31 protein-coding genes are annotated in these 22,590 nt (G+C 70.6%); 2 read left to right on the top strand and 29 right to left on the bottom strand.

Annotated features, from left to right (window positions below):
• Position 1: 1 nt before the first annotated feature.
• The 14 genes from AAAZ40_RS08835 to AAAZ40_RS08900 form a co-directional block, all read right to left on the bottom strand.
• The gene (locus AAAZ40_RS08835) at positions 2 to 154 is read right to left on the bottom strand and encodes a hypothetical protein (RefSeq protein WP_476660022.1); all 153 of its coding nucleotides are present in this window, start codon (positions 152 to 154) and stop codon (positions 2 to 4) included.
• Positions 155 to 441: 287 nt separating this feature from the next.
• Complete coding sequence (gene avd, locus AAAZ40_RS08840; protein ID WP_476660023.1) at positions 442 to 795, bottom strand: diversity-generating retroelement protein Avd; 354 nt, start codon at positions 793 to 795, stop codon at positions 442 to 444.
• A 2-nt stretch (positions 796 to 797) separates the two neighbouring features.
• Positions 798 to 1,256, bottom strand: coding sequence for a hypothetical protein (locus AAAZ40_RS08845; protein ID WP_476660024.1), 459 nt, complete (start codon positions 1,254 to 1,256; stop codon positions 798 to 800).
• Positions 1,257 to 1,389: 133 nt separating this feature from the next.
• Positions 1,390 to 3,957 (bottom strand): hypothetical protein, encoded by a 2,568-nt coding sequence (locus AAAZ40_RS08850; RefSeq protein WP_476660025.1) that lies wholly within the window; start codon positions 3,955 to 3,957, stop codon positions 1,390 to 1,392.
• Between the two features lie 12 nt (positions 3,958 to 3,969).
• Positions 3,970 to 4,380 carry a phage tail-collar fiber domain-containing protein gene (locus AAAZ40_RS08855; protein WP_476660026.1) on the bottom strand — a complete coding sequence of 137 codons (411 nt, stop codon included), beginning with the start codon at positions 4,378 to 4,380 and terminating at the stop codon, positions 3,970 to 3,972.
• A complete protein-coding gene (locus AAAZ40_RS08860) occupies positions 4,377 to 5,540 on the bottom strand; it encodes a phage tail protein (RefSeq protein WP_476660027.1) in 1,164 nt (387 codons plus the stop codon). The genes AAAZ40_RS08855 and AAAZ40_RS08860 overlap by 4 nt, the downstream gene beginning before the upstream one ends.
• Entirely contained in the window at positions 5,533 to 6,351 is an 819-nt protein-coding gene (locus AAAZ40_RS08865) for a baseplate assembly protein (RefSeq protein ID WP_476660028.1), read from the bottom strand. Before AAAZ40_RS08865 ends, AAAZ40_RS08860 begins: the two co-directional genes overlap by 8 nt.
• The gene (locus AAAZ40_RS08870) at positions 6,348 to 6,698 is read right to left on the bottom strand and encodes a GPW/gp25 family protein (RefSeq protein ID WP_476660029.1); all 351 of its coding nucleotides are present in this window, start codon (positions 6,696 to 6,698) and stop codon (positions 6,348 to 6,350) included. The genes AAAZ40_RS08865 and AAAZ40_RS08870 overlap by 4 nt, the downstream gene beginning before the upstream one ends.
• A gap of 47 nt (positions 6,699 to 6,745) precedes the next feature.
• A complete protein-coding gene (locus tag AAAZ40_RS08875) occupies positions 6,746 to 7,048 on the bottom strand; it encodes a PAAR domain-containing protein (protein WP_476660030.1) in 303 nt (100 codons plus the stop codon).
• 3 nt (positions 7,049 to 7,051) lie between these two features.
• Positions 7,052 to 7,486: a phage baseplate assembly protein V gene (locus AAAZ40_RS08880; protein WP_476660031.1), complete on the bottom strand. Its 435-nt coding sequence runs from the start codon at positions 7,484 to 7,486 to the stop codon at positions 7,052 to 7,054.
• Positions 7,483 to 8,517 (bottom strand): phage late control D family protein, encoded by a 1,035-nt coding sequence (locus tag AAAZ40_RS08885; protein ID WP_476660032.1) that lies wholly within the window; start codon positions 8,515 to 8,517, stop codon positions 7,483 to 7,485. The genes AAAZ40_RS08880 and AAAZ40_RS08885 overlap by 4 nt, the downstream gene beginning before the upstream one ends.
• The gene (locus tag AAAZ40_RS08890) at positions 8,514 to 8,744 is read right to left on the bottom strand and encodes a tail protein X (RefSeq protein ID WP_476660033.1); all 231 of its coding nucleotides are present in this window, start codon (positions 8,742 to 8,744) and stop codon (positions 8,514 to 8,516) included. The genes AAAZ40_RS08885 and AAAZ40_RS08890 overlap by 4 nt, the downstream gene beginning before the upstream one ends.
• A complete protein-coding gene (locus AAAZ40_RS08895) occupies positions 8,741 to 9,658 on the bottom strand; it encodes a phage tail protein (protein WP_476660034.1) in 918 nt (305 codons plus the stop codon). The genes AAAZ40_RS08890 and AAAZ40_RS08895 overlap by 4 nt, the downstream gene beginning before the upstream one ends.
• A gap of 5 nt (positions 9,659 to 9,663) precedes the next feature.
• On the bottom strand, positions 9,664 to 12,300 hold the full coding sequence (locus AAAZ40_RS08900; RefSeq protein WP_476660035.1) for a phage tail tape measure protein: 2,637 nt from the start codon (positions 12,298 to 12,300) through the stop codon (positions 9,664 to 9,666).
• A 14-nt stretch (positions 12,301 to 12,314) separates the two neighbouring features.
• On the opposite strand from AAAZ40_RS08900, the gene AAAZ40_RS08905 reads away from it, so the two are divergent.
• Positions 12,315 to 12,545 carry a hypothetical protein gene (locus AAAZ40_RS08905; RefSeq protein WP_476660036.1) on the top strand — a complete coding sequence of 77 codons (231 nt, stop codon included), beginning with the start codon at positions 12,315 to 12,317 and terminating at the stop codon, positions 12,543 to 12,545.
• Here AAAZ40_RS08905 and AAAZ40_RS08910 read toward each other — a convergent pair.
• The 13 genes from AAAZ40_RS08910 to AAAZ40_RS08970 all read right to left on the bottom strand — a co-directional run bounded on the left by AAAZ40_RS08910 (position 12,517) and on the right by AAAZ40_RS08970 (position 20,299).
• The gene (locus AAAZ40_RS08910) at positions 12,517 to 12,693 is read right to left on the bottom strand and encodes a hypothetical protein (RefSeq protein ID WP_476660037.1); all 177 of its coding nucleotides are present in this window, start codon (positions 12,691 to 12,693) and stop codon (positions 12,517 to 12,519) included. The genes AAAZ40_RS08905 and AAAZ40_RS08910 overlap by 29 nt on opposite strands.
• Entirely contained in the window at positions 12,659 to 12,910 is a 252-nt protein-coding gene (locus tag AAAZ40_RS08915) for a phage tail assembly protein (RefSeq protein WP_476660038.1), read from the bottom strand. Before AAAZ40_RS08915 ends, AAAZ40_RS08910 begins: the two co-directional genes overlap by 35 nt.
• Positions 12,907 to 13,266: a DUF2513 domain-containing protein gene (locus AAAZ40_RS08920; protein ID WP_476660039.1), complete on the bottom strand. Its 360-nt coding sequence runs from the start codon at positions 13,264 to 13,266 to the stop codon at positions 12,907 to 12,909. Before AAAZ40_RS08920 ends, AAAZ40_RS08915 begins: the two co-directional genes overlap by 4 nt.
• Before the next feature lie 2 nt (positions 13,267 to 13,268).
• Positions 13,269 to 13,790, bottom strand: coding sequence for a phage major tail tube protein (locus AAAZ40_RS08925; protein WP_476660040.1), 522 nt, complete (start codon positions 13,788 to 13,790; stop codon positions 13,269 to 13,271).
• Between the two features lie 265 nt (positions 13,791 to 14,055).
• Positions 14,056 to 15,492, bottom strand: coding sequence for a phage tail sheath subtilisin-like domain-containing protein (locus AAAZ40_RS08930; protein ID WP_476660041.1), 1,437 nt, complete (start codon positions 15,490 to 15,492; stop codon positions 14,056 to 14,058).
• Between the two features lie 6 nt (positions 15,493 to 15,498).
• Positions 15,499 to 15,717 carry a hypothetical protein gene (locus tag AAAZ40_RS08935; RefSeq protein ID WP_476660042.1) on the bottom strand — a complete coding sequence of 73 codons (219 nt, stop codon included), beginning with the start codon at positions 15,715 to 15,717 and terminating at the stop codon, positions 15,499 to 15,501.
• Between the two features lie 16 nt (positions 15,718 to 15,733).
• Complete coding sequence (locus AAAZ40_RS08940; RefSeq protein ID WP_476660043.1) at positions 15,734 to 16,204, bottom strand: Gp37 family protein; 471 nt, start codon at positions 16,202 to 16,204, stop codon at positions 15,734 to 15,736.
• Positions 16,201 to 16,608, bottom strand: a complete 408-nt coding sequence (locus AAAZ40_RS08945) for a gp436 family protein (RefSeq protein ID WP_476660044.1) — start codon at positions 16,606 to 16,608, stop codon at positions 16,201 to 16,203. The genes AAAZ40_RS08940 and AAAZ40_RS08945 overlap by 4 nt, the downstream gene beginning before the upstream one ends.
• A 13-nt stretch (positions 16,609 to 16,621) precedes the next feature.
• Positions 16,622 to 16,822 carry a hypothetical protein gene (locus AAAZ40_RS08950; protein ID WP_476660045.1) on the bottom strand — a complete coding sequence of 67 codons (201 nt, stop codon included), beginning with the start codon at positions 16,820 to 16,822 and terminating at the stop codon, positions 16,622 to 16,624.
• Positions 16,823 to 16,834: 12 nt separating this feature from the next.
• Positions 16,835 to 17,779: a phage capsid protein gene (locus AAAZ40_RS08955; protein ID WP_476660046.1), complete on the bottom strand. Its 945-nt coding sequence runs from the start codon at positions 17,777 to 17,779 to the stop codon at positions 16,835 to 16,837.
• A gap of 19 nt (positions 17,780 to 17,798) precedes the next feature.
• Complete coding sequence (locus tag AAAZ40_RS08960) at positions 17,799 to 18,155, bottom strand: capsid cement protein (RefSeq protein ID WP_476660047.1); 357 nt, start codon at positions 18,153 to 18,155, stop codon at positions 17,799 to 17,801.
• Between the two features lie 64 nt (positions 18,156 to 18,219).
• On the bottom strand, positions 18,220 to 19,296 hold the full coding sequence (locus AAAZ40_RS08965) for a phage protease (protein WP_476660048.1): 1,077 nt from the start codon (positions 19,294 to 19,296) through the stop codon (positions 18,220 to 18,222).
• A 67-nt stretch (positions 19,297 to 19,363) separates the two neighbouring features.
• Positions 19,364 to 20,299, bottom strand: a complete 936-nt coding sequence (locus AAAZ40_RS08970) for a hypothetical protein (protein ID WP_476660049.1) — start codon at positions 20,297 to 20,299, stop codon at positions 19,364 to 19,366.
• A gap of 5 nt (positions 20,300 to 20,304) precedes the next feature.
• On the opposite strand from AAAZ40_RS08970, the gene AAAZ40_RS08975 reads away from it, so the two are divergent.
• Positions 20,305 to 20,637, top strand: a complete 333-nt coding sequence (locus AAAZ40_RS08975) for a hypothetical protein (protein ID WP_476660050.1) — start codon at positions 20,305 to 20,307, stop codon at positions 20,635 to 20,637.
• Positions 20,638 to 20,651: 14 nt separating this feature from the next.
• Here the strand turns inward: AAAZ40_RS08975 and AAAZ40_RS08980 are convergent, their stop codons facing one another.
• Both AAAZ40_RS08980 and AAAZ40_RS08985 read right to left on the bottom strand, forming a co-directional pair.
• Positions 20,652 to 21,101, bottom strand: coding sequence for a phage virion morphogenesis protein (locus AAAZ40_RS08980; protein ID WP_476660051.1), 450 nt, complete (start codon positions 21,099 to 21,101; stop codon positions 20,652 to 20,654).
• Positions 21,102 to 21,297: 196 nt separating this feature from the next.
• Positions 21,298 to 22,578 (bottom strand): phage head morphogenesis protein, encoded by a 1,281-nt coding sequence (locus AAAZ40_RS08985; RefSeq protein WP_476660052.1) that lies wholly within the window; start codon positions 22,576 to 22,578, stop codon positions 21,298 to 21,300.
• Positions 22,579 to 22,590 lie beyond the last annotated feature (12 nt).

Here is a 22,590-nt window from a genome sequence, read left to right on the forward strand (position 1 = left end):
GTCAGGCGTCGAATAGGTGCGGCACCGCTTTCTTCAGCAGTCGCTCGCGGCATTCTTGTTCCACCTCGTCCTTGAGCAGCCGGGTCATGTGCTGCAGACCCTTGTGCAGCACCTCGGTCTGCACCGAAACCGGCACGGGCGGGTCAGAGTCCATGTCTACAGCCAACGTGCACCGACCGTCCAGCATGTCGGCTGTATCGCGCAGCCACTGGCCCAGACCGGCAAGGGTCGGGAGCAAGACCCCAAAGGATGCGCGCTGGACGCGCGCCCGGTGGGCGACGCGCCTGCTGGCGTGGGTCGTTTGCGAGGCGGCCGCCGATGTTCGTGTTCACGTTCGACGCGGCGTTGTTGAGGTTGAGATAGAACAGACCGGCGTTCGCGCCGTTGCCCCAATTGCCGCCGTTATAAGCCCTGCTCCTTTATTTGATTGCAAGGACTAATTCATGCGCTTACCCCTTCGTATTTGATCCAGGCACCGACCATGGCGCCGATTTCGTTGATGTGACGCATCCACACGCCCAGCCGGTGGCTGTTGATGTAAGCGGCGCGGTGCGCCTTGCGCACCAGGCCGCGCAGCAATTCGATTTCCACGTCGAGGTCGAACAGGGCGGCCGCTTTCTGGCGGCGTTTCCAGGCGACGATGGTCAGGCGCAGCAGCCGGTTCATGGCGGCGCGCAGGTCGGCGCAAAGCAGATGACGCTCCAGGCGCGGGAATTGGTGCAGCACGGTGTGGGTGTAGGCATCGAGTTCTTCGAGCTTGGTCAGCAAGGCCAGATACGGGGCGGGTTGCGCCACGCTCAAGCCGCCTGCTCGATGGCGCGCAGATCGGCCGCGTCGGGCGCGCTCGAGTTGGCCCAGTCGCGCACGGCGTTGATGTAGGTGGCCATGGCCTTGCGCTCGGCGGCGGGGCCGTCGCGCAGCAGGTTGAGCTGGCGGTGGATGGGGTAGCGAGCCTGGATGGCGGCGGCAGCCAGGCGATTGACCTCGGCCAGTCGCTCGGCGGCGGCAGCGGCTTCGACGGCGGCGGCGTCGGGCTCGAGATCGAGTTCGCCGAGCAGGGTGCAGGCGGCAAGGTCGCAGGCCGGGATGTCTTGCGCTACGCCGGGGATGCGCACCGAGACGAACAGCCCGTCGGCGCGGTAGTCGGCGGGTACGGCCCAGACGCAGACGGTGGATGCGACCGCGAGTGTGGGCAGGGCGATGGCGTGCTCTGCACCCTGGCGGCTCAGGTGCAGGGTGCGGTTTTCAATGTGCATGAAAGGCTCCTTGGGGGTTGAGGTTGATGATGGGATGCAGCACGCGCATCAAGTCGCGCGGCTGCATGCGCGCCGGGGCCGCCCCGCTCGGCGGGGCAGCCCAACAGCCACATGACGCAGGCCACATGACGCTTTACACCTTTGCGAGGCGGCCGCCGAAGCTCGTGTGCACGTTCGACGCGGCGTTGCTGAGGCTGAGAGAGAACAGACCGGCGTGCGCGCCGTTGCCCCAACTGCCGCCGTGATACGCGACGCAGTTGGGCGCTTGCCAGAAGTGGTCGCCAAAGCTGCCCTGGCCGGATGCAGCCACGGCGTCGGGCGCAAAGACCGCGCCCAGGTTGACGAGCCCGGCGCTGTCGCTGGCCATGGTGAGCGGCGCGCCGCTGGCTGGGGCGGTGCGGCTGCTGGTCTGGTAGCTGCGCTGGCCGTCGGTGCCCCAGATGCGGTAGCGCGAGCTGGCATCGGTCTGCAAGCCGTCGAGCATCTGCCAGACGTTGCCCCAGAGGCCAACGATGCCGCGCCAGGTGGCCTGCGCCACGGTGGCGTGGTCGACGTTGAGTGCGCTTGAGCCCGCCACATGGCCTTGACCGATGAGAGCCTGGCTGTCGGAGCCGCCCAGCTCGATCAGGGCCAGCATCTGGATGGCGCCGAGCTGGTACACGTCCCAGAGCGCAAAGCCGGTCACGCCGCCGGTGTTGCGCGCGTTGGCGCGCGCCTGCATGGTCGGGAAGTCGATCGACACCAGCGGCGCAACACCACCCACCGAGCCCAGGCGTGTTCCGCCGTCGTTGGTGCCCTGGAACTTGCCGACCCAGAATTGCGCAATCTGCGCCCCGGCGTGCATGAAGGCCGGGTGGACGGCAAAGTTGGCCGCCGGCTGGTCGGAGATGAGCCAAAAACGCCGCCCGGCGTGCGGCCCGCTGGGCACGGTGCCGGTGCGAAAGAAAAAGCGCGGCACGCGCACCATGGCCTGGCCGTCGATGGTCTGGTCGACGATGCCGGCATAGACCGGGTGGTTGGCGAAGGTGGCGGTGGTGGTGCTGAGGTTGTTGAAGTGCTCGTCGACGCGCTGCCAGGCCCCGGCCCCGCCGCCGGTGGCGGTTTGCACGATGCCAATGATGTGCGCGAACTGCTGGCGCGTGGTGAAGGCCACATCCGCCAACCATTCGGATGCCCCCAGGCTGGTGCCGGTGTGGCGCACGCGCAACACGTACTGCGTTTGCCCGGCCAGCAGCACACCGGCGGGCAGGGTGAGGCTGGTGCGAGCGGCTGCGCTGGCGCCCGAATCCCACAGCGGCGCGGCCCAGGTGCCGCTGCTCAAGCGCAATTGCCATTGGCTGGAGGCATGGGCGTCGGCGCCGCCGGTGGTGGCGAAGGCGGCGGTCTGGAAGGTGGGCTGCTCGGGCACATCCGTCTGCCCCGGCGTGGGCGCAATGACAGCCGGGGTGTTGACAAAGGCGTAGCTGGCGCGGGTGGTGAAGCTGCTGCTGGCCGACCAGTCAGAGACCAGGCCGGCGGCGTCGGTGACGCGCGCACGCACGTGGAAGGTGGTATTGACCGGCAGCACCCCGGCTGGCACCGAGAAGGTGAGCGCGGCGCGCGGCCCGCTGTCGTGCAGCACGGTGGCGAAGGTGGCGTTGGTGCTGATCTGGAACTGGGTCGAGGCAAAGGCGTTGCCCGCCGGGCTGGCAAAGCCCGCCACCGACAGGGTGGGCGTCTCCACCACGTTGGTGGCACCGTTGGCGGGCGCGTTGATGACAGGCGCAGCCGGGCGCATGGCGGGGTTGACGAAGCCGGCCTGCCCGGTGGCGCTGCCCAGGGCCACGAGGTGGCGGATGGTCATGGCTTCGCCCGCGACTTCCAGGCGCAAAAAGCCGTCGCCGCGCATGGGCACGAGGTACTCGAAGTCGGCAAAGCCTTCGGGGATGCCGGTGGTGCCGCCGCCCGAGCGGCGCACCGACCACGGGCGCTCACTCCAGGCGGGGGTGTGCTCATCGCGGAAGAACAGCCGCACTTCGCCGGCATTGAGGCTGCGCCGGATGACGACGGCGCGCGGGGTGTGGTCGTCGCCCAGGTTGAGGGCGCGCGAGACCCATTGGTCGCCCACGACGGCGTTGACGCCGCCTTCGGCGCGCGCCACCAGCGTCGAGCCGCTGAGGGTGGCGCCTGCGCCCCAATGGCGCGCCAAGTTGGCCGACAGGCGCAGCCGGGTGGCGGAGTGGATGGCGGTGACGCGCACCAGGGCGGTGGCGCCGGCGTCGGACAGCAGATAGTCTTCGCCCACGCGCACGTCGGCGGTGCTGGCAACGTCGAGCGAGTCGTCGCCCATGATGCCGCCGGTGACGGCGACACCCGGGTGGTTTTGCAACTGGTAGCCAGCGGCAAAAAGCTCGAAGGCGATGCGCCGGTTGCGGTACAGCCAGTCCAGGTTCACGGCTTGCTGCACCGAGGCGGGTGAGGCCAAGCCCGAGAGTGTGCCCGAGATGCCGCCGATCTGGGTGATGATGGCGTTGATGGTCTGACCCAGGTCTGGCCGACCGGCGCGCGCGGCGGCCAGTTCGGCGGCGCTGGCGGCTGAGCGCTGGTCGAGGGCGCTGAAGTTGGCGTCGATCTCGGCGTAGCGCACGTTCCACAGGGCCGGGATGGCCTCGGGCTCGTTGTTCGGGATCGGGGTGATGGGGTGGTGCGGCAGGGTGCTCATGGGTGGGACTCCTTAAAAGCGGGGCATGATGCGGACTTCGTAGACTTCGCCGGCGTCGACGACCTTGGGTGCCATGGTGCGCCAGGCGACCAGGCCGCCGTCGGCGTCGATCAGGCCAGCCTCAGAAAACGCCATGCCCGGCGGGGCGCTGGCGGCGTTGAGTTCGGCAATGGACAGCGCCTCGGTGGGCGCGGGGCGCGACTGGCTGACGATGGGCACACGCACACGCTCGGCGTAGAGCGCGCTGCGGTTGGCTGGGGCGGGCCGGGCGCTGGAGCCGACATGGCCGCCGTCGCCGAAGGCCATGTGGGTGATGCGCGGCAGCGCGCGGCCACCGGCGCAGTGTTCGGCCAGGCGCTCGCGCCAGTAGTCGGTGACCACGGCTTCGGCGCGCAACAGAGTGGGTGGGCTGGGTGTACTCATGGCTGGATGCGGGTGATGCTGAGGGTGGGGGTGCGCGCGCCGCCGACGCGCCAGTGCGGCGACAGGCGCAGGTGTACGGGTGCGGCCGGGTGGGTGACGGCACCGAGCGGCCAGCGGCCATCGAGGCGCGGGCACTCGTGCAGGGTTTGCGCCGCCAGGCGCAGGCCGCCGGGGCGCAGGCGTTGCCCGGCGCGCAGGCGCGCGCTGCTCAAGCGCCAGCGGCCATCGAGGCGGCGCGGGCGCTTGAACAGCGTGGTGGGCGGGGTGACGGCGGGGGCAAGCTGCAGCGGCAGGCGTTCGGGCCGCCAGGCGCTGGCTTGCGCCAGCGGCAGTTGCGCGCGCACGCCGTGGCCGACGCGGGTGCCGTGCAAGCGGGCGCCGGGGCGTGCGCCGTGCAAGCGCCCGAGCGCAAAGCCGAAGGGCTGCGGCAGGCGCAGGGCGGCACCGTCAGTGCCCAAGCGCCAGAGCGCATCGGGGTAGGTCGACAGGCTGCGGTTGCCCCAAGGGTGCAGGCGGCTGCTGTGCAGCGTGGCGCGCACGGCGGCGCTGGCCGCCAGCAGGTGCGGCGCGTGCAGCGCCAGCCAGAGCTGCCAGATCGGGTGGCGCGACAGCGGCGTCCACTCGCGCACCAGGGCTTGCATGAGCGGCAGTTGGCCGGACTCGAGCGCGTCGGCCAGGTTGATGCGGGCCACGAACTGCGCCCAGTGCTCGATCTGCGGGATGTAGGTCTGGCGGTCGAGCGCGCGCAGGCGCACCGCGCTGGATAAGCGCCAGCGCGCATCGAGCCGCTGCGGCAGCAAGGCGGCGTAGATGCGGCGCTGGTCGGCTTGCTCGATGATCTCGACCGCCAGCCCGTGCTGGCGCAGCACCTCGCGCAGCGCCCAGGGTGTGCCTTTTTTTTGCTGCCAGGGGATGGCGCGCTTGATGAGCGCACGCTGCGCGGCGGCGTCGCGCGCCAGCGCCCAGCCCTCGAGTGCGCCCAGGTGGAACTGCTGCGCCAACGCGGGCAGCCAGCGCGCGTCGACCTGGTCGACGAGGTAGACCAGCAGTTGGTCGACCGGCAGCGCCGACAGGCGCGGCACCAGACTGGTCAGCGGCCCCAGGCGCGCGTCGAGCGCGAGCACGTCGGGGGCGGCGGGGTCGGGCAGCCAGTCAGCCATCGCTCACTCCGGCCATGCGCAGGCTGCGCTGCGTCACGTGCGCCCAGGCGTGCGCGGGGGTGGCTGTGTCCGCATTCGGCGCGACAAGCTCCACGCGGTACACGCCGGGCACCGAGAGCGCGGCGATGATCTGCGAGCGCACCACGTCGCGCCCAAGTGCGCTGGCCAGCTCGGTGCAGTAGCGCTCCAGCGCCGCCTGCGCCAGCGCCAAGGTGGCGGCGGCGTCGGCTCTGCGCCACAGCGTCAGCTCGGCCTCGATGCGCTGCGGCATATCGAGCGGCGCGCGCACTTCGACCTGGTCGCACAGCGGGCGCACGTCTTCGGCGCTGGCGGCGGCGAGCACGGCATCGAGCAGCTCGGCGCTGGGCAGGCCGGTGTCGGCCAGCGGATGGATGCGCACCCAGCCAGGCGCGGGCGAATCGACAGCAGCGTCGATGATGTGTACCGACGCCGACAGCGCGGCGTGGCGGTAGCCCAGACGCGGCCCGGCGGTGCTGAAGGCTTCGGGTGCCAGGCGGATGCGCTCGCGCAGGCGCTCGTCGCCCTCGCCCTCCAGCCGCGCGACGCCGACCAGCTCGCCCAGGTAGTCGAGCATGGGCGCGCGCGCGTAGGCCACGAGGTTTTGCCGCGCCACGTCGTTGATCAGGCCGCGCAGCAGGGTTTCGCGGTAGGCGATCAGGTCGACGAACAGGCGCTCGACCTGCGCCGGGTAGAGCGTCTTGCCGCTGGCGGCCTCGAAGGCGCGCACCAGCTCGGCGCTGATGGCCTGCGGGTCGTCCTCGAGCAGACGCAGCGGCGCGGCTGCGCTCATGGCAGCACCTCGGCGCTGGCTTCGATGCCGTCGGCGGTGCGGAAGATGACTTCGATGCGCAGTTGCGCCTCGGCCGCGAGCGTGACCAGCACGCGCACCACGCTCACGCGCGGCTCCCAGCGCCGGATGGCCTCCACGGTTTCGCGCACCAGGTGTGGGCGCGCGCGGTTGATCGGGTGGTCGAGGTAGCGCGCCACGTCGCTGCCGAACTCGGGCCGCAGCGGCACGCTGCCGCGCGGGGTGCGCAGGATGGTGGCGATGGCCTGGCGCAGATCGTCCAGGCCGGTGGCATAGCCGTCGCCGCCGAGGGCGACTTGCCAGTGGTGTTGACGCGGCCAGGTGCTCATGGCGGCCCATTCTGGGCCGTGGCGGCGCGGCTGTGAATTAAAGGCGTTTAGCCCGTGGCATCGTCTGCGAACACGTCGGCGCTGCCGCTGGCGCAGGCGCTGCCGCAAGCCACCGCGTCGCCCACGCGCGCCAGCGCCTGGCCGTTGACGTAGACCGTGGGCGAGCCACCTGCTTGCACCGATCCGTGGCACTCGGGTATGGCTGGGCAGCAGTGTACCTCCCAGGCGTCGCCGACGCGGTGCGCACCGCGCCCGTTGATGCGCACATCGGTGCTGGCCTGGGCGTTGGGGCGCGGCGGCCAGCAGCCGTGGCCGCTGCAGAGGTCGCGGTGGCGGTGCGCGGCTGGCATGGGCTAGTTGAGGTCGATGCGTGCGCCTTGCAGGCGCAGGCGGCCGGCGGCGCGGATGGTGACGTCGCCGACGCAGTCCACCTCCAGGTGCGCGCGCGTGCGGTCGTAGCGGATGCGGGTGCCGTCGGCAAAGCGCAGCTCGGTCTGATCCGGCCCCTGCACGCGCGCCGCGTCGCGCGCGCTGTAGAGCGCGCCCAGCACCACGCCGTCTTCCAGGCGCGCATCGAGCAGGCAGGCGACGTGCTCGCCCAGGTCGGGCAGGTGGTGGTACTGGTCGCGGTGCGTCTTGGCTTGCAGCACCGGCAGCCAGTGGCTCTCCAGGCCGTCGAGGTCGGGGAAGCGCACGCGCACACGGCAGCGCTGCAGGTCGAGCGCGACCACAAAGCCCAGGCGCAGCGCTGCGCCCTCGGTCGGCTGGCGGGGCAAGCTCAGGCTCATGGCGTGCCGCTGGCGCGCCAGCGCGCCAGGGTCAGGTGGGTCTGGTAGCCGCCAGCGTCGAGCGTGTGCCGCGCTTGGGTGGCCACGTAGCGCCCGTCCAGGCGCGCCAGGCCGGCCAGGTCGAAGGCGGCACCGGCGCACAGGCGCGCGTCGCCCATGAGGCTTAGCTCGAGCTGGGCGCGTTCGGCCTCGTGGCGCTCTTGCATGGCCTGGGCGCGCGCCTGCGCCTGGGCGGCGCTGCGCGCGCGCAGCACGGCGCGGTCGCGGTCGGCGGCGCGCGGCGCGGCGGCGTCGTGTACCTGGGCGCCGTCGCTGCGCTGCGTCAGCAGCTCGGCGCTGGCCGGGTCGTGGTAGCTGACCTCGCTGGCCTGCGGCACGTCGGCGGCGCGCTCGCTCCAGCTCCACGCCGTCAGGTCGGATGGGCGCAGCAGGCGCAGCGGCTCGGCCTGGGCCAGTGTGCGCAGGCGCGCCACCGCCAGCACGCGGTTGTTGTCGGTGAGCTTGAGGGTGTAGCCGTAGTCGTGCAGCAGGCGCGCCAGGAAGCTCCAGTCGCTCTCCTGGTGCTGGGTGACGCGGTCGAGCGCCAGCGCCGCCACATCGCCACGGCGCTGCAGCCCCAAGCGCTGCGCTACCTGGTCGACGATGGCGGCCAGCGTCAGGCCCTCGTAGGCATGGTTGGCGCGCGTGCGCAGCGCCTTGCTCAGGCCCACCGCCAGCGCGCGGATGCGCAGGCGCAGCGGCGGCGCGTCGGCTTGCACGCTGTCGACCTCGAAGCGCCCGAGCGTGTGCCAGGGCGTGTGGGTGTAGCCCAGCGCGGCTTCGATTTCCAGCCCGTGCTCGGGGTACCAGTGCGCCAGCCAGCGCGAGGCGCTGCCGTCGTGCTCGGCCAGCTCGAGGTCGAGGCTGTCGGATTCGGCGTCCAACCGGTCGATGTACTCCAGCCGCGCCAGGTAGGGCGCGAGATCGGCGCTGATGTCGCGCCCGTGGTAGACGATGCGCACGCGCGCCGCCAAGGCGCTGGGGCGGTTCATGCGCGCCTCCAGGGCGGCAGCGCGGCCGGGTTGGGCGCGGCGGCGGGCGCGGCCTCGATCAGCGGCACGCGCAGCACCTGGCCCGAGGGCAGCAGCGCGCTGGCGGCCAGGTGCGGGTTGGCGTCGAGCAGGCGCGCGATCTGGCGCACGTCGCGGTAGTAGTGCCAGGCGATGCTGTCCCAGCGCTCGCCAGCGCGCGTGATGTGCTCCAGATGCTGGCCGCTCATGCTGTGCTCCCGGCGTCGTCCAGGCGCGCGCTGGCTTGCGCGGCCAGCAGCGCCAGCGGCGCGGCGGCGGCTTCGGTGTGCGCCTGCGCCCCTTGCGCCAGCGCCAGCGCCTGCGGCAGGCGCGCGCCCAGGTCGGCGGCTTGCGCGCCTTGCAGACGCTGCGCGGCAGCGTGCAACGCCTGCTGTGCCGCGCCCAGGCTGCGCGCCACCTGCGCCGCCGCCTCCAGCCCACCAGGCCGGGGCAGCGCGGGCAGCACGGCGGTGGGTAGGGCGGCAGCGGCGGCGTTGAGCCTTTGTGCCTGCTGGGGCACTTGCGCCAGCGCCGCCAGCGGGTTGCGCTGCGCCAGCGCGGCGAGCGAGCGCAGGCCGCTGGCGGCTTGCGCTACGCGCGCCCCGGCCGCCAGCGCCGCGCTGACCTGGCGCGCCAGCGCGCTCAAGGGGCTGGCGGGCGCGGCCGGGGTGTCGGCGCGCGCCGCTACGGGGATGCGCAAGCCCTGCGCGATCACGCCCGGCGGGTTGGGCTGCGCCGGGTCGCCGATGTATTCGCGCAAGGTGGCATCGGCCTCGAGCGCGATCAGCACGCCGGCGCCGTCGGTCTGGGTGGTGACGGCTTGCAGCTCGGCGACCACAAAGGTGCCCCGGTACTCGCCGCTGCCCAGCACAAAGGCCACCGGTTCGGCGGCCTCGAGCAGGCGCTTGAGGCGCGCCAGCTCCTCGGCCGGCTGGCACCATTGGGCGTGCAGCAGCACGCGCAGGCGCACCTCGGTCGGGCCAAAGCCGGTGTGCTGCAGCAGCGCCTTGTGCCCGATCAGGGCTTGCTCGGCGTAGCTGGCGCTCCAGCTCATGTCCAGGCCCGAGAGCCAGGTCACGATTTCGAGCTCGGTCTGGCCCAGGACAGCGTAGAGGTTGGCCATGCTGGCTACTGGATCGCACGCCGGGCGGCGTCGGCTTGATAGCGGCGCATGTAGCGCTCGAACTCGGCCTGGCTCAAGTGCAGCGCCTGCTGCACCTGCTCGCGCACCGCGCCGGGCTCGGCGCTTGTCGCATGGATTGTGAGCACGGGCGCGTAGTGCAGCGCCATGCCGGCGGCCGCACCGGGGGTGGGGGCGGCGCTGGCGGGCGCGGCGCTGGCTGGCTGCGGCAGTGGCAGAAGCTGGGGCTGCATGGCCGGCAGATGCTGCGGCGCGGGCTGCACGAGCGGCGCGGGCTGCGGCAGCAGCAGCGGAGTCGGCTGCGCCGCGCTCATGCCGAAGGTGGCCGCAGCGGCCAGCCCGGCGGCGGCTTGCGCCACGCCGTTGGCGCTGGCGTACATGCCCTGCGCCAGCCCCTGCCCCAGGTGCGCGCCCAGGGCGGCAAACACGCGCGAGGGCGAGCGGATGCCGAGCAAGTTGCGCAGCCCCGCCACCGCGCTCTGGCCCAGGCTGCGCACCGCCTCCACGGCAGCGCCGATGCGCTGGCGTATGCCCTGCGCCAGGCCGTCGACCAGGGCGGTGCCCAGGGACAGCATTTGGGCGGGCAGACCCTGCAGCCAGACCCAGGCCTGGGCAAAGCCGCTGCGCAGCGCGCTCCAGACGCCGCCCACCGTCGATGCAATGCGACCCCAGACAACCGACAGGGTCGAGGCAATGCCGCCCCAGAGGCTGGCAAACAGCGGCCCGAGCCGATCCCAGTGGCGCCAGATCAGGTAGGCGCCGCCCGCGATGACCGTCACCGCCAGGCCGATCGGGTTGAGCATCAGCGCCCGCCCCAGCCACAGCAGCGCCTTGCCCGCCGCCAGCAGCGCGCCCTTGAGGGCGCCGCCGAGCAGCCGCGCCAGCACCCAGACGCCCTGCGCCAGCAGCTTGAGCGGCATAAAAACCGCCATCCACAGGCCTTTGCCAAACGCGGCCGCCAGCGGCAACACCGCCTTGAAAGCCGCGCCCAGGCCAGACAGGGCGCGCAGCGCCGGCGCAAACGCGCCAATCTGCCACAAGCCTTTGAGCCACAGCCAACGCCCGCCCACCATCAGCAGCGCCGTGCGCAAGGCGTTCAGGGGCGAAAGAATCAGGAAGCTCACCGCCCAGCCCGCACCCAGCACCGCCAGCTTGCCTGCGGTGAGCGCCAGCCCCAGGGCCACCACGCCCTGAATCAGGGCCGGATGCGCCTGCGCCCAGGCGGCCAGCGTGCGCGCAAACGGTGCCACGGTCTCCATGATCGACACCAGCGGCGGCAGCAGGGCCTCGCCGATGGAGACGCCGATGTCGCGCGCCAGCACGCCAAAGCGCTTCATCTGCTCGCTGCTGGCCTCCATGCGCCGGGCAAAGTCCTGCGACACCAAGTCCGACCCGGCGGCGTCGAGCGCACCGGCGCGGATGCTCTGGAACTCGTCCATGTTTTGCAGCGCCGGGCGGATGAAGCTCATGACCTGCATGTCCTGGAACAGATTGCCCAGGCCGTAGGCTTGCGTCAGCGCCTGGATGCCGGCCAGGTCGCCCGCGCGCGTGGCGGCGTCGAACTGCCGCAGCGCACCCGCGCCGCCCACTTGCTGCATGTAGCGCCGGATCAGCTCCAGCGTGCCCATCAGCGGCGACATGCCCTGGGCGCGCAGATCGATCAGGCTGCCCTTGAGGTCGATGCCGGCGCGCTCGAAGTTGCGCAGCGTCTCGGGCGCGGTGATGCGCGCCAGAAAATTGCGCAGGTTGTTGGCGGCCTCGTCCGATGACCCGGCCCCCATGCGCGCAATTTGCAAGGCTGCACCCAGCTCAGCCACCGCCTCCTTGCCCGTCACGCCCAGCCCCTGCATCATGGGGGCCAGGTTGGGCATCCACCTGGCCATTTCGCGCATCTCAAACTGGCCCCGCTTGCCAGCGTAGGTCAGCATGTTGAACGCCGCCCCGGCCTCCTGCGCACCCAGCCCGAGATTGCTGCGCAAGACCACGAACACGTTGGACAAGTCCTCGACGCTGGCGCGCGTGGCCGTGGCCGTCTCGGCCAGTATGGGTGCAAAGCGCTCCAGCTCGGCCACCGAGGTCACGCCGGCAGCCACCAGCACCTGCAGCCCAGCGCCGATGTCGGTTGCGTGCTGGTTGTAGCGCAGCGCGGTAGCGCGCAGCGTCTGGCCCAGTTTTTGCTGCTCCTGCCGGGTCAGATCGCCGGTGATGGCGATGTCGTTCGTCAAGTCCTCCAGCGCTGTTGCCAGGTGCACCGACGCGATCACCGGCGCGGCTACCGCCACGGCGGCGCCGAAGGTCTCTTGCATGGCCCCCAAGCGCTCTTCGCGCGCCGCCTTGAGCTCGGCACCGCGCTCGATCGATCGGTTCAGGGCTTCGGTCTTGCTGCGCACCTGCTCCAGCGTGCGCCCGAGTGCGTCGTAGCGCTGGCGCAACTGGCCCAGCGGTTGCAGCGGGTCGGCCATGGCACGCGCCATGGCGGCACCGAGCTGCTCGTGCCGCGTCTGCATGCGCCCGGCCACCGCGCCCAGGTCGGTCACGGCTCGCTGGGCGCCACCCAGCGCCACGCGAAACGACGCCGCCAGGGCCGCCCCGATGACGATCTGCAAACCCAAGTTAGAGCTCATGCTACTATCCTCCAATGACATCCCAGCAACGCGCCGAAGCCATCGCCAAGGGCCTGGTGTGGCTGTTTGCCCTGAGCCTGTTCGTCTGGCTCTGGGTCGAGGGCGGCTCTTTTTTGGCGGCGCTGCTGATGACCTTTGTCAGCGTCATGGTGTTGTTGCTGCTGCTCGGGCCGTTGCTGGCGGTGCTCGCCTTGCTTCTCGGCTGGCTGGCCGACCTCATCTGGCCGCCGCGCCCTCGGCCTTGATCTGCTCGGCCGCCAGGCGGCACCAGCGCACGAAGTCGTCCAGCGCCAGCGCGTCGATCTCCGACGGCTGAAAGCGAAACCAGCGCGCCAGCACGCCCGCGCCGCGCCAGAGCTCAGCCGGCGCGATCCAGGCTGAGCCGAAAGGCATCTTGCAGCGCCTTGTAGTCGGCCAGGTCGAGTTCGAGCAAGTCTTCGGGCACCAGCCCACCCAGGCGCGCCAGCAGCGCGATTTCCTGTTCGTCCTGGCGCTCGCTGGCGCGCGCCGCCTCTTTCAGGTCGGCAACCTTGGCGCGGCGCAGCGCGATGCGCTCCAGCGTTTTGCCGCTGGCGAGCTTGATGGGGTATGCGAGTACGATTTCGGTCATTGCAGTAGCTCCTTGATCAGGCCGGATGCGGCCAGTTTGACGGCTTCGACGCTCAGGCTCAGCCCGGCATCGCGCACGCGCGCCTTGACGCGGTTCCACAGCGTCGCCTGGCGCATGGCGTCGAGCAGCTCATGCCCGGCAAAGGTCAGGCGCTGCGCCAGGCACAGCGTCTGAGCCCCCAGCGCGCGCACGCACTGCGCCTTGAGCAGGCCCGCCTCGGCCAGCACCTCGACGTGGTACGACACCACCTGAGGCGCCCAGCCGGGCACGTCGCCGGGGGCCAGCCGCCCGTCCTGCTCGGGCAGGTCTTCCAGCGCCGTCAGGATGGCGCGCACGCATTCCCAGTCCAGGCGCACGCTCAGCCCCCGATGTGCGTGCGGTAGGTCGCCAGCACGTCCTGCCCGGCGGCCTTGTAGATGTTGGCCAGGGCGTCGATTTCCATGATGTCCTCGCCGCCCACGGTCAGCTTCATGTAGGTGGCGGTGAACTCGCTTTCCAGCTCGACGTTCTCGTGCTGCTTGTAGCCGCCGCCGGGTAGGCTTTTGAAGGTCACGGTCAGCAGCGCCACCAGCGGCAGCTCCTGGCTGCGCCCGGCGCTGGAATACACCTCGACGCTGGCGCGCAGTTGCAGTTGCACGCTGGCAAAGGGGTTGGCGGTTTTTTTCAGCGCCTCGGGGTAGAGGCTGGACCACTTGATCTTGCCCTCCAGCTTTTCGAAGCCGGCATAGGCCTCGATGCTGCCCACCATGCCCAGCGCCTTGTGCTCGGCCATTTTGGCCTTGAGCACCGGCAGCTCGACTTCTTCGGCGCGCCCGAGCATGGAGCCGCCGTCGAGGTAGACGTTGGCGTTGGTCAGGCGGTGGATGTTGATTTTGCTCATAATGTTGACCTCTCATTCGTGGGAATTGCACATGCACGGTCTTTCCTTGATGGTGGACTCTCCGCTTGAAGTAGCCATGGACGCATCAGGACAGTTAAGGGTTTCCTGCTACCAGTCGGTGGCCGGGCAGACTGAGGCCCTGCGTCTTGAGCTGCTTCTGACACCAACAGCGGCAGCAGCGCTACTCCACGCACTTCGTCACCTTGAAACACAGGGAATAGACCTGACAGCAGGCGCCAGGCCAGCCACTCGGCAATAGTCCGAATCATTGGCCGCTCCCCAAGCCGCGCAGCAGGTTGATGTCGATGAAGCTCTCGAAGGTGATGCGCTCGGCCGGGGTCGGCGGCATGAAGGTCAGATCCAGCGTCAGGTGCCCGGCGGCGAGCTGCACCGGCGGGTTCTTGGCTGGGTCGAAGGTGCAGGAGCCGTCGATCAGCGCGCCGCGCCCGACCAGCACGCGGATGAAGGCATCCACGCTGCCGCGCACGGCGTCGATGAGCGCGTCGCTGATGGGCTGGTCGAGGAACTGCAGCATGGCGTGCTCGACCGACTCGTGCAGCATGTCGGCGGTGCGCCGGATGTTGATGAAGTTGCGCGGATGCGACATCGAGGGCCAGGCCGCCGAGCGGTTGCCCCAGGTGCGCAGCCCGGTGCCAAAGCTGTTGAAGAGCGTGACGATGCCGTTTTCGTTCAGCAGGTTGGCCTCGCTCTGCGGGTCGTTGATGCGCGCCGTGATGGCGCGCTCGACGCCGGTGATGCCCATGATCTCGGCGTTCGAGGGGCTCCACCAGTAGCCGTTTTCGGCGTCGCGGCGGCAGATCACGCCCGCCAGACGCTGGCTGAAGGGCTCCAGGCGCTCGCTTTCGGTGGCCGAGTCGAACACGCGCAGGTGCGGGTAGCACAGCACGGCGCGCTCGCTCGAGGTGTTGAAGTTGATCGTGCCCAGCGGCCCACGCCCTTGCACCGCCTGCTGCACCGTCACGCCGACGGGTGCGTCCAGCAGCGCCAGCGCGCGCAGCCGGTGCGCCATGACGATGAGCGCACTCGAGACCGACTGCAGCGTGTGGTAGACCGGCGCCAGCAGCAGCTTGGCGTTGAAGCCAAAGCGGCTGTGGGTGTCGTCCAGCGCCTGGATGCCGGTGCGCTGCCCGCCCGCCGTCACGGTGCCGATGACCTCGGCCGTGGTCGGCAGGGTGGGGTTCAGGCGCTGGTAGCTCACGCGCAGCGTGGCCCCGGCGGCGATGGTGCCGCTGGGCACGCGCTCGATCTCGCCGCGCTCGGCATCGAGCGTGTAGTGCGTGCCCGGCGCGAAAGTGGTCAGGCCGTCGGCCGACTGCACCACCACCGCGCTCACGTAGGGGTGCGCCAGGCGCGCGCGCTGGGTGATGGTCGAGAGCGTCACGTTCTCGTTCGTCACTTGGCTGCGGTGCGTGGCCGGGTCGAGCACGTTGACCACGATCACCGTGCCTGCGCCCTGGTCGAAGATGGCATCCAGCGCCTGCGGGATGGTGAAGCCGACGGCCACGGCGGCGTCGCCAAAGCGCGCCGCGTCGCGCGCCGACAGCACGATGGTGGGCTCGTTCAGCGGCCCACTCGGGGCGGTGCCGATCAGGCCCACCACAGCGGTCTTGACCTGGCGGATGGGGCGCGGGCCGCGCATGACCTCGATGGTCTCGACCCCGTGTAAAAAGTTGGCTGCCATGGCGGTTTACTCCTTGCGCGCGGCGGGTTTCTTGGGGGTGGGGGCGGCTTCGGGCTCGGGCTCGGGTTCGGCTATCGGCTGCAGGTAGCCCTGCGCCCGCAGCGCATCGACCACGTCGGAGCTGGGCAGCTCCACGGTCTGGTTGGGCCACAGCAGCAGCTCGGTGCCGTCGGCCAGGGTCAGGCCCGATGCCGGGCCGTGGTAGGTGTAGCGCGTCAGCGGCATGAAAATCTCCTTGGGGTTACAGGTTCGACGCCAGGCTCACCTGGCGCAGCAGCGGCTGGGTGGCCGGGGCAGCCTCTTGCACGGTCAGGCTGGTGCAGGCAAACACCAGCTCGTAAATCCAGACGCCGTCTTGCTGCGACACATAACGCTCGCTGCTCAGGCGCAGCGGCTGGGTGCAGTGCGGCAGCTCCTGCCCGAGCAGGGCGGCGCGCGCCGCGTCCACCAGCGCCAGCGCGCCAAAGCCGTCGTTGAGGGTGCGCGCCAGCACCGAGACGCCGATCTCGAACTCGCGCTCTTGCACCACCGCGCCCACGTCCAGCGGCGCGCTGTAGCGGCTGCCCCGGTAGTCGAGCAGCAGCGCGGCGCGCGGGTGCTTGAGCACCCATTGGCGCGGCTGGTCGGGGTAGAGCGCGACCTCGAACTCGCTCAGGCGCGCGCGCAGGGTCTGCACCGCCGCGTCCAGCCAGGCGCGCGTGCTGGCGCTCATGGCCACACCGCCGGGGCGTCACGCCCAAACACTGGCGCACTGCCCGCATGCGCCGCCGCCAGGCTGGGCCGGGGCGCTTGCGCAGCGGGCACGCCCAGCGTGAGCTTGCCGCTGGCCAGGTGTTCGAGCAGGCGCCGCGCGTCTTCGTAGCGCTGGCGCACCTCTTCGCTGGCGGCGTGGCGCCAGAGGCGGTAGCGCGCCATGTCGCAGGTGAGGTTGCGCAAGAGCGCCGGTACAGCGGCAAGCGGCAGCGGGTAGCGCGCCGCCAGGTAGGCCGAAACTTCGGCGCTGGCGTCGTCGAGCGCGCGCTCCAGCGTGGCCGCGTAGGGCATGTCCACGGTGAGCTGGCTCAGCTCATGTGGCCCGAGGGCGGCTTCCAGGTCGGCGATGCTGGCGTAGCGCATGGCGGCCTTGGCTTTATGCGGGCTCGATGGTGCCGAGCGCCTGCAGCGGCGCGGCCACGGCGGCGGGCAGCGCCAGCGTGTCGCCCGGCGCATGGATCTGGCCGTCGTGCAGCAGCGGCAGCAGCACGTGCCACTGCTGCACTTCGGCGGCGGGTGCCTCGGCCTGTACTTCGGCTGCAGCGGTGGCAGCGGCGGTGGCGCGGGTGCGGCTCATGGCAGTCCCCTATCAAGCCACGGCGTTGGCGAACAGGTAGCCCGCGCCGGGGGCGCTGATGACCTCGCGCACGCTCTCGCCCACGCGCACGCGCACGCCGCCGCGCAGGCCGGCCTTTTGCTCCTCCATCTCGCCGGCGATGCGGCTGCCCCATTGCGCCGTGAAGCCATAGACCGGCTGGCCGGTGCTGGCGGCGTCATCCGACACGTACAGCAGCGCGGCGTGGTTGCCCCACACGCGCTGGATTTGCGGCGGCTGACCCCGGCGCGCGGTATTGACAAAGCCAGAGCCCACCAGCACGTTGGGCACCTCGATCAGGTCGGCCAGTTGCGCGCGCGTGATGGCACCGCCGGTCTGCGCGCTGGCGTTGGCGGCCTGGATCAGGCGCGGGTGCTGGCGCATGCGCGTCCAGGTGCGCTGCCCGAGCACGATGGTGTTGGGGCGCACCAGCGGCACGTCGAGCGCTTGCAGCAAGGCATCGAGCGGATTGCTGTTGGCAAAGTCGCTCCACTGGCTGGTGCCGGAAAGCGTGAGTGTGTGCCCGGCGGCGTAGCTGGCGGCGCTGAACACGCGGTTGGCCACGCGCACCTCGCGGTCCAGCATCACCAGCCCGGCCAGCAGTTGGGTCGAGCGCGCCAGCGGGCTGAGCGTGCCGGGCGCGCCCATGCTTTCGTAGGCCTGGATTTCGTCGTTGGGCACCAGGTCGTCCAGGCCCCAGTCGACGCACTCGTCGTTGATCAGGCGCCCGCCGAACTCGACCATGGTCGGCTCACTGCGGCGGCCCACCAGCGTGGGCGGCACGGTGAAGGCGTCGGCCAGTTGGTATTCGGTGTAGGCAAAGCGTTTGGCGGTGGGCACGCGCGGCAGCACGCGGTCGGCGATCAGGTCGATGTCGCGGTTGCGGTAGCCAATCGCAATCGCGGTCAGCTCGGGGTTGAGGGGGTAGGCGGTGCTCATATGCAAGGCTCCTGGTGGTTTAGAACACGCTGTGCGCGATCACGCAGCGGATGCGGTCGCCGGCAGCGGCGGCGGCGTCGAGCGCCACGCCGATGACGCGGTTGCCCGCAGCGGCGGTCACGGCGCGCCCTTGCGCGTCGGCGGTCAGCGGCGCACCGTGCGCGACGGCAGCGCCGGCGGTGACGTCGGCAATACCGGCCACCACGACGTCGATGCGCTGCCCGGCGGCGACCTGAATCTGGTCGCTGATGCCGATGCTGGCCGCCGTGGCGCTGGTGGCCAGCGCGGCCGTGTCGGCGGCGCTGAGCACGACGATGCGCGACGGCTCAAGCGCGGCTGCGACCACAAAGTTTTTCATCAAAATGGGGTTGGACATGGGTCTTTTCTCCGGTGGGGTGCTTGGGGTTTGCTCGGATTGCGTGCGACAAAGGGCAGCCGTTTCAGGCCGCCTGGCCCATGACGTGCGCCACGGCGGCGGCAAAGCTCACGCGCTCGCCGGCGCGCTCGCGCTCGTCTTGCCAGGCCTGTGCGGCGCGCGCAACGGCGCTCGGGTCGGCGCTGGATGCGGCAGCCGCAGCGGCGCTGTTGCTGGCGCTGGGCGCGGCGCTGGGGGCGGCGGCGGCCCATTGGGCAAAGCCGGCTGGGTCTTTGCTGGCGTAGGCGCGCGCCCACACCAGCATGGCCGGCGCCACCTTGCCCGCGCTCATGGCCGCTTGCACGGCGGCTTCGGCGGCGGCGGCGGCTTGTTCCTTGGCCGCTTGCGCGAGCTGGGCTTGCAGCGCCGCTTGCGCGGCTTGCGCCGCCTGGGCGCTGGCCTCGGACTCGCTCAGGCGCTGCTGCAGCGCTTGCGCGGCGGCGAGCAAGTCGGCGGCGCTGCTCAGGCCCGGCTGGCCGAGCAAGGCGCGCAGGCGCTCCAGGGCATCGGCCTCCAGGCTCATGGCGGCCTGGGCGCTGGCGGGTTGGGATTCGGGTGCGGTGGGGGTGGCAGACATGGCGGGCGTACTCTCCGGTTGGCGTTGGCTGGCAGCGGCTTGCAAGGCCGCCAGGTTGGGGGTGTGGGTCAGGGCGGCGCCGTCGAGCGCCACCACGCGCGCGTCGGCCACCAGGTAGCGGAACACCGGCGACAGATAGCGGTAGGCGCGGGCGGCGAGCAGCTCGGCGGCTTGCGCCGTCCAGCGCACGCGGCCCCAGATGCCGTCGGCGCGTGCATCGAGCGCCTCGATCCAGCCCGCCACCGGCACCGGCCCGGCCTTGCTGGCGGCGTCGAGCGTCTGGTGTTCGTAGTCCAGCGGCAGGTCGCCGCCGTGGGCGGCAAAGGCGGCCAGCACGGCGTCGGCATCGAGCGTGTAGGGTCCGCGCCCGTCGCGCCCGCTGAAAGTGCCCGCCGGCAGCAGGTGTACCCAGTGCGGCGCGGCATCGCCAACGGCTTGCGCCGCCAGCGGCAGCGCCAGGGCGCGGCTGCACGCGGCAGAATCAGCCGGGGCGGGGTGGGTAGGGGCAAACGGTGCGGCAGGCATGGGGGCATGATGCCCCTGCCCGGCCCCGAACTGAATTAAAGCCGTTTAGCCTGTGGCCGCAATGCCGCTAAAACGCGCCAGAACCCCGTTGCCAGCGTTTGCCAGGGCCTGGGACATACCAAGGGTGCGGCTGGGGCCAAAAATCGATTGTGGGGCGTTTGGTGCGGCTGGGGTATTGACACTCAGTCCGCCTCCGGGTCGAAGGTGTCTTCAACGTGGTAGTCGATGATGGTGTACACCTTCGGCACGCCGCGCACGGTTTGCACCCGCACGTCCACGATGTAGGCAGCTCGTGCCACTGGCGCGCAAAACGCGCGTCGCCAGCCAGCATGGCTTTCTTGACGGCGTTGTTCTCGAAGATGACTTTCACTGGCTGGGTGCTGATGCTCTCGATCACCGCGCGGTCGCCGGTGTTGGCGTTGTCGGCAAACTTGGTTTGGCTCCAGAACATGACGCGCTTGCGCTGCACGTGATCGTCCGGCTCGTTGAGCGCTTCCAATTGGCGACGGATGCCGTTTTGCGCCGCGCTGGCCTGCTCGGAGCTGATGATGAACTGGTTCACGACCCTGCCGCCTTGCGCGACGGTGAAGTTCATCTGCGCTGCGCCGTCCTTGGCGACCGGTTCGAGGATATTGTTCCACTGTCGCAGGTCACCCTTGCTCAAGTCCTTGGGCGGGTGCGTCAGCTTGCCGTTGAGCCACTCAATCACCCACTGAGCGTGCTTGACCCATTCCAGCAAGGAGCCGCCCTGCCAAAGCAGCGGCACCACGGGCATGAACTGCGCCACCAGTTCGACGACAATCGAACCCGAGCGCACGTCCTTGATGTACAGCTCGGCACCCACCTGCTGCTGCGCTTGGGTCTCGTTCTCGATGAAGCGCTCGAACTGCTGGCCAACGCCGAGCAGCGCCAGCGTCAGGTCTGTCAGAACGACCGGCTTTTGGTTGTTGATCGTGATTTCGAGCCGGTTGCCGAAGTCCAGATCGAGCAGTGCATGGGGCATGATGTATGAAGCCTAACACGATAATCAACCGCGGGCGCGAGTGGCTCAAGGTGCGCTCGCCCGATATGGTGGGCACGGCGCAGTGGCGCGTGCTGCGCGCTGCGCGCACGGTGCCGGTGGCCATTTTGCACACCGAGTGGCTGCGCGCCTACCACCAGCGCGAAGTGGCGCTGCTGCCGGGCGACGCGCTCGATGCCGAGTTCGAGGAAAGCATCGCCTACGATGCCGACGGCAACGAGCTGAGCCGCCGCCTGGCCGTCATTCGGGTGCACGGCATCAAGTCGCCGCCGCGCCAGATGCCGCTGCCCAGCGGCACGCCCGGCGCGCTCGAGCCCTGAGCATCCGCGCTGCCTCACAGCGCCTGCTCGATCAGCTCGCGCAGCACGTCGAGCACTGCTTCGCGGTCGCCCTGGCCCAGGGTGCGGGCCACCGGGTCGGCCAGCAACAGGCCGCGCCGGGGCATGTGCCGGGTGCCGAACTCGTGGTAGGCGGCGTAGGGCTGGCCAAAGCCGACTTCGGCAAAGTCGCGGCCCGCGCGCGATGTCAGGCTGCCTTGCAGGTCGCCATGTTCGTAGAGTATCGCGCCCTTGCGCTTCTTGCGCTGGAGCGTCTGCGGCTTGAGCTCTTCCCAGGGTGAGTTGTTGGGGTCGCGCCGGCGCTCGAAGCGCTCCTCCACGCGCGCCTCCAGCTCGGTGGCGATGCCGCGCATGGCGGGCCCAAGGTCGCGCACGCGGCGCTCCAGGCGCTCCAGCGCGGCGCGCAGCTCGCGATCGTCGAGGTGGATGGTGATCGGGGCGGGCATGGCTGGGGGGCTTGCTTTGAGGGTTGGCCTGGGTTAGACTGGGGTCAAGGACTGGCGGCAAAATCTCCTGGCAGATGCTGAAGGTGCGCCGGACACCGAAGGTTGGTGGGGACATTTACCCACCGGGGTCGCAAAACCCTAGCAGCGGGACTTGGAGTCCGCTGCGCCAGTCCCACGGGGCCGATCCGGCGCGGCCTCACCCACCTTCTTTCTTGAGCAAACGGCGAACTTCCGAGTCGCGTATCGCGTCCTTTTGGTGCAGGCGTCGGAAACTCGTCACCCACAAACCGGCACCGGTTCGCGTGACCTTGACCACCAGCACATGCCCGCCGCCAGCGCTGCCCGAGGGCAGCACGCGCAGGTAGATCATGCTCCTGCCCTCTTGCGCCTTGTGCGTGTAGTGGCTGATCACGCCCTGGGCCTGGGCGTAGTCGGCGGGGGTGAGCTCCGGATGCCCGGCCTTTTGCTTGGCCAAGGTGTCACCGCTCAGGCTTGCCACGCGCACTTGGGCGCGCGCGCCCAGCGCCTGCGCATCGGCATCGGGCAGCCGCACCAGCGGCCAGGCGCTGCCGTCGGGCGCGGCGTACCATTGCGCAAACAGACTGGATGCCGCCATCGATTCCAGCATGGTCGAGGCAATCGGTGCCTCCCATTGGTTGGCCTTGCGCGCCAGCACGTCAATGTGCCCCTGCCAGCGCACATGCGCCTGCCCGACGTTGTAGCCAAAGCCGGGGTCTACGTTGGCGGGCACCAGGCGTGTGCTGCCGCTGCGGCTATCCACCCAGCGCTCCAGCGCTTCGTCGGGGGCGGTTTTGATGAGGTCGTCGCGGCGCTCGTACTCGCCCCGGCGCATGGGCACGGCGCGGCAGCGGCAGCGCCAGCCGTTGGGCGGGTAGTGCGTGTGCCAGAATGGGTCGTCCACCGGCAGCGTGACGTTGTGCCAGGGGCGGTGGCTTTTGCGCACGCGCTCGTCGGCGCGCGTGACGTAGCGCAAATAGGGGTGCGTGGCCTTGGCGGCCTGGATGCGCTCCCAGCGCCCGGCGGCGTAGGCCATGCGCGTGTTCACGTCGTAGATAAGCTGCAGCCGCGCCGGGTTGAAGGTGGTGCGCACCAGGCGCCCGTCGGGTGTGGGCACCTCGCGCTCGCCCCACCAGCCGGCCTCGCCCAGCAGTTGGCGCGCGTTCTTGGTCCAGTCGCGCCGCGTCAGGTCGCCGCCCACGCTGGCCTTGATGCCCTCGTGCAGGCTTTGCAGCAAGTCGGCGCGCGCCAGGCGGCTTACCGTAAAGGCGCGCGCGTGCTCCTCGTGCCAGAGCTCGCGCCAGTCGTAGGTAAGGCGCACACGGTCGCGCCCGCGCAGGTAGCGCTGCGCCTCTTCGGGCGGCAGACGAAAGGCGCGCGCAAAGGCGCTGGGCGTGCCAGCGTCGGGCGGCGCAAACAGCGGCACCGGGCCGGGGTCAGACTCCAGACGCACCGGCATGGCCTAGCTCCG

The sequence above is a fragment of the Serpentinimonas sp. SMBJO2 genome, from assembly GCF_056341105.1.

Excerpts from the sequence above, each read along its gene's own strand:
- AAAZ40_RS08885 (WP_476660032.1), bottom strand. The coding sequence starts at position 8,517 with ATGAACCGCCCCAGCGCCTTGGCGGCGCGCGTGCGCATCGTCTACCAC.
- AAAZ40_RS08880 (WP_476660031.1), bottom strand. The coding sequence starts at position 7,486 with ATGAGCCTGAGCTTGCCCCGCCAGCCGACCGAGGGCGCAGCGCTGCGC.
- AAAZ40_RS08870 (WP_476660029.1), bottom strand. The coding sequence starts at position 6,698 with ATGAGCACCTGGCCGCGTCAACACCACTGGCAAGTCGCCCTCGGCGGC.
- AAAZ40_RS08890 (WP_476660033.1), bottom strand. The coding sequence starts at position 8,744 with ATGAGCGGCCAGCATCTGGAGCACATCACGCGCGCTGGCGAGCGCTGG.
- AAAZ40_RS08865 (WP_476660028.1), bottom strand. The coding sequence starts at position 6,351 with ATGAGCGCAGCCGCGCCGCTGCGTCTGCTCGAGGACGACCCGCAGGCC.
- AAAZ40_RS08985 (WP_476660052.1), bottom strand. The coding sequence starts at position 22,578 with ATGCCGGTGCGTCTGGAGTCTGACCCCGGCCCGGTGCCGCTGTTTGCG.
- AAAZ40_RS08925 (WP_476660040.1), bottom strand. The coding sequence starts at position 13,790 with ATGAGCAAAATCAACATCCACCGCCTGACCAACGCCAACGTCTACCTC.
- AAAZ40_RS08945 (WP_476660044.1), bottom strand. The coding sequence starts at position 16,608 with ATGCGCTACGCCAGCATCGCCGACCTGGAAGCCGCCCTCGGGCCACAT.
- AAAZ40_RS08855 (WP_476660026.1), bottom strand. The coding sequence starts at position 4,380 with ATGAGTACACCCAGCCCACCCACTCTGTTGCGCGCCGAAGCCGTGGTC.
- AAAZ40_RS08960 (WP_476660047.1), bottom strand. The coding sequence starts at position 18,155 with ATGTCCAACCCCATTTTGATGAAAAACTTTGTGGTCGCAGCCGCGCTT.
- AAAZ40_RS08875 (WP_476660030.1), bottom strand. The coding sequence starts at position 7,048 with ATGCCAGCCGCGCACCGCCACCGCGACCTCTGCAGCGGCCACGGCTGC.
- AAAZ40_RS08950 (WP_476660045.1), bottom strand. The coding sequence starts at position 16,822 with ATGAGCCGCACCCGCGCCACCGCCGCTGCCACCGCTGCAGCCGAAGTA.
- AAAZ40_RS08915 (WP_476660038.1), bottom strand. The coding sequence starts at position 12,910 with ATGACCGAAATCGTACTCGCATACCCCATCAAGCTCGCCAGCGGCAAA.
- AAAZ40_RS08970 (WP_476660049.1), bottom strand. The coding sequence starts at position 20,299 with ATGCCCCATGCACTGCTCGATCTGGACTTCGGCAACCGGCTCGAAATC.
- AAAZ40_RS08910 (WP_476660037.1), bottom strand. The coding sequence starts at position 12,693 with ATGCCTTTCGGCTCAGCCTGGATCGCGCCGGCTGAGCTCTGGCGCGGC.
- AAAZ40_RS08980 (WP_476660051.1), bottom strand. The coding sequence starts at position 21,101 with ATGCCCGCCCCGATCACCATCCACCTCGACGATCGCGAGCTGCGCGCC.
- AAAZ40_RS08955 (WP_476660046.1), bottom strand. The coding sequence starts at position 17,779 with ATGAGCACCGCCTACCCCCTCAACCCCGAGCTGACCGCGATTGCGATT.
- AAAZ40_RS08850 (WP_476660025.1), bottom strand. The coding sequence starts at position 3,957 with ATGAGCACCCTGCCGCACCACCCCATCACCCCGATCCCGAACAACGAG.
- AAAZ40_RS08845 (WP_476660024.1), bottom strand. The coding sequence starts at position 1,256 with ATGCACATTGAAAACCGCACCCTGCACCTGAGCCGCCAGGGTGCAGAG.
- AAAZ40_RS08930 (WP_476660041.1), bottom strand. The coding sequence starts at position 15,492 with ATGGCAGCCAACTTTTTACACGGGGTCGAGACCATCGAGGTCATGCGC.
- AAAZ40_RS08935 (WP_476660042.1), bottom strand. The coding sequence starts at position 15,717 with ATGCCGCTGACGCGCTACACCTACCACGGCCCGGCATCGGGCCTGACC.
- AAAZ40_RS08860 (WP_476660027.1), bottom strand. The coding sequence starts at position 5,540 with ATGGCTGACTGGCTGCCCGACCCCGCCGCCCCCGACGTGCTCGCGCTC.
- AAAZ40_RS08975 (WP_476660050.1), top strand. The coding sequence starts at position 20,305 with ATGAAGCCTAACACGATAATCAACCGCGGGCGCGAGTGGCTCAAGGTG.
- AAAZ40_RS08900 (WP_476660035.1), bottom strand. The coding sequence starts at position 12,300 with ATGAGCTCTAACTTGGGTTTGCAGATCGTCATCGGGGCGGCCCTGGCG.
- AAAZ40_RS08895 (WP_476660034.1), bottom strand. The coding sequence starts at position 9,658 with ATGGCCAACCTCTACGCTGTCCTGGGCCAGACCGAGCTCGAAATCGTG.
- AAAZ40_RS08940 (WP_476660043.1), bottom strand. The coding sequence starts at position 16,204 with ATGAGCGCCAGCACGCGCGCCTGGCTGGACGCGGCGGTGCAGACCCTG.
- AAAZ40_RS08965 (WP_476660048.1), bottom strand. The coding sequence starts at position 19,296 with ATGCCTGCCGCACCGTTTGCCCCTACCCACCCCGCCCCGGCTGATTCT.
- AAAZ40_RS08835 (WP_476660022.1), bottom strand. The coding sequence starts at position 154 with ATGGACTCTGACCCGCCCGTGCCGGTTTCGGTGCAGACCGAGGTGCTG.
- AAAZ40_RS08905 (WP_476660036.1), top strand. The coding sequence starts at position 12,315 with ATGACATCCCAGCAACGCGCCGAAGCCATCGCCAAGGGCCTGGTGTGG.